The organism is Coprococcus sp. AF102-57 (assembly GCF_027686195.1).
Lineage (GTDB): Bacteria > Bacillota > Clostridia > Lachnospirales > Lachnospiraceae > Allocoprococcus > Allocoprococcus comes.
Genome location: NZ_JAQCSY010000045.1, coordinates 1 through 2,543, shown reverse-complemented (window position 1 = coordinate 2,543; position 2,543 = coordinate 1). Strand labels below are relative to the sequence as shown.

2 protein-coding genes are annotated in these 2,543 nt (G+C 38.0%); both read left to right on the top strand.

The window, feature by feature from the left end; all coding sequences use genetic code 11:
* Positions 1-247 precede the first annotated feature (247 nt).
* The gene (locus PGZ10_RS16445; protein ID WP_055249528.1) at positions 248-1,090 is read left to right on the top strand and encodes a tyrosine-type recombinase/integrase; all 843 of its coding nucleotides are present in this window, start codon (positions 248-250) and stop codon (positions 1,088-1,090) included.
* A 2-nt stretch (positions 1,091-1,092) separates the two neighbouring features.
* On the top strand, positions 1,093-2,268 hold the full coding sequence (locus PGZ10_RS16440) for an IS91 family transposase (protein ID WP_330609866.1): 1,176 nt from the start codon (positions 1,093-1,095) through the stop codon (positions 2,266-2,268).
* Positions 2,269-2,543: the final 275 nt, after the last annotated feature.

Genomic DNA, 2,543 nt, shown 5'->3' with positions numbered 1-2,543 from the left:
CGCGATGGCCTGCCAAGGCTGTGGCGCAGCTTTCCTTTTCTCAATAATAAAATAGGCAATGGCAATTCTTACCAGTATTTGATATTGTAAAGTTACCACACAAAACAGTTCAATACAGAAAGACACCACTGCCTATGAAAAGAATACCATTTGACCGCTTTTCTGACAAGCGGTTTTATTATGCTAATGCACCTCCATGTAAGCAGTTTTTTTCATTAACTACTGATTTTACATGGAGGATTTTATTATGTACGAAGAAATTTTTAATCAAATTCAATCTGCTGCGAATAAACGGAATCTCAAGGATTCCACGATTCATGCATACTGTACCAGTGTTGCTCATTTTTTGAACCACACAGCCAAGGATATAGATGCATTAACAACTGACGATGTTGATATATTCCTAACTGAAAAGAAACTTTCCGGGATTTCACCGGAAACATACAATCACTACCATTCAGGAATCCGCTTCTTTTACAAAAAAATATTGAAGAAGAATTGGGATGATGATGACATACCTCGTATGAAAAGGGACAGGAAGTTACCAACGGTGCTTACAAAAACAGAAATATCAGCTATTCTTGATGCTACGCCAAATCTGAAGCACAAAGCTATGATTGCTACTATGTATTCAGGCGGACTTCGTGTTTCAGAAGTCACACATCTTCATTATGATGATATTTCACGCACGAACAAAACCATACACATCCGTGATGGGAAAAGTCGCTCTGATCGTTATACTTTGCTTGCAGACCGGACGCTCGAGATATTGACAGAATACTGGTTTCAATGTGGCAGACCAAGAGGGATTTTGTTCCCAAGTTCATGGACAGGGGATTATCTTACAAAAGATTGTGTCATTCAGTTTTTTCGTGAAAGTGCCAAAAGAGCAGGCATTCAGAAACATGTCTCCACGCATTGTTTACGTCACAGCTTTGCAAGTCATCTGTTTGAATCCGGCTGTGATGTAAAATATATTCAAGCGCTTCTGGGACATCGTGATCCAAAATCAACAGAGGTTTATCTGCATGTAAGCAATAAAACTCTGCTTGGAATTAGGAGTCCATTTGATGAGATGGGCGGTGAATGATTATGGAGAAATCATGTACGATACAAGATGTATTTGAACGGTTTTATCTTTCTTATGAAAAGAGGAATAGCCCTCCTGCTCATCATAGAAAAACAGCTTATCATATCATGAACTGTAAAACAGGCGCTTTTGGTGTAAACATCAGTGTTTGTGAGGACTGCGGATGTATCAGCATTCATAATAACTCCTGCAGAAGCAGATGCTGTCCCATGTGCCAGGAGTTTCCGAAAGAGAAATGGATTGATGCACAAAAAGAGAACGTACTTGATGCACCCTATTATCATGTAGTATTCACAGTTCCTGAGGAATTGAATTCCATCATTTACAGCAACCAGAAGCTGTTGTATGATGCACTGTATCATGCTGCCTCAGCAACCTTGAACGAATTGGCAAAAGACGTAAAGTATCTAGGAGCTAATATAGGGTATATCTGCATTCTTCATACCTGGGGTTCTGCAATGAATTATCATCCTCATATTCATACCATTGTTCTTGGAGGTGGGCTTGATGATGAAAATAAATGGAAAGAAACAGGTGGAAAATTTTTTCTCCCATATGGTGTTATCTCGAAAGTGTTCCGTGGAAAATATCTGGATGAGTTAAAAAGCCTGTGGAATGATTCTAAGCTTAAATTTCATGGTACAGCAGAGAAATATCAGAACAGCTATCGTTTTAAAGAACTTCTTGATAAGTGTTATGAAAAGAACTGGGTCACTTACTGTAAAGAAACTTTCAATGGTGCACAGTCGGTTATCAATTATCTTGGAAAATATACCCACAGGATAGCAATCAGTAATCATCGAATCAAATCCATGACAGATACGACAGTTACATATGTAGTAAAAGACTATAAAAACGAAAGCTGCTGGAAAGAGAAAACAATTTCAGGAGAAGAATTCATCCATCGATTCATGATGCATGTTCCTCCCAAACGATTTGTCAGAATCCGGCACTATGGTCTGCTATCATGTAGAAACAAGAGAAAAAAGATAACTCACTGCAGAAACCTGCTTGGATGTAAGAAATACATTTCTACATTAAAAAATCTAAATGCAGTAGAAATGATAAAGGTTTTGTATAACATCGATGTATGCAAATGTTCTTCTTGCGGAGGGAATATGGTATCACCCTGCAAAGATAAATACAGTTCTTCTTTTCGTGCACATATGAGATGTTAAGATCTACAATTGCATAGAATAAATGACTTCCGCATAGGAGGTTTGTTTGTCATGCCTGAAATTGATTTCTTGAATAAAAAAACTTTTACCAAAACATCCGGTATGATAAACTTAAGGAAAAGAGCAACGATTGAATCCCCATAGCTATCGGCTAAAGGGACGCGACTTTGTTCACCAAGGTAAAATCGAAATTGAGGTAAACGAAAGGGCAGTTTTTATCAGAACTCAAGGCTGCTTTTTCGTTTACACCAACTCCGATTGTTTCCTTAACAGTT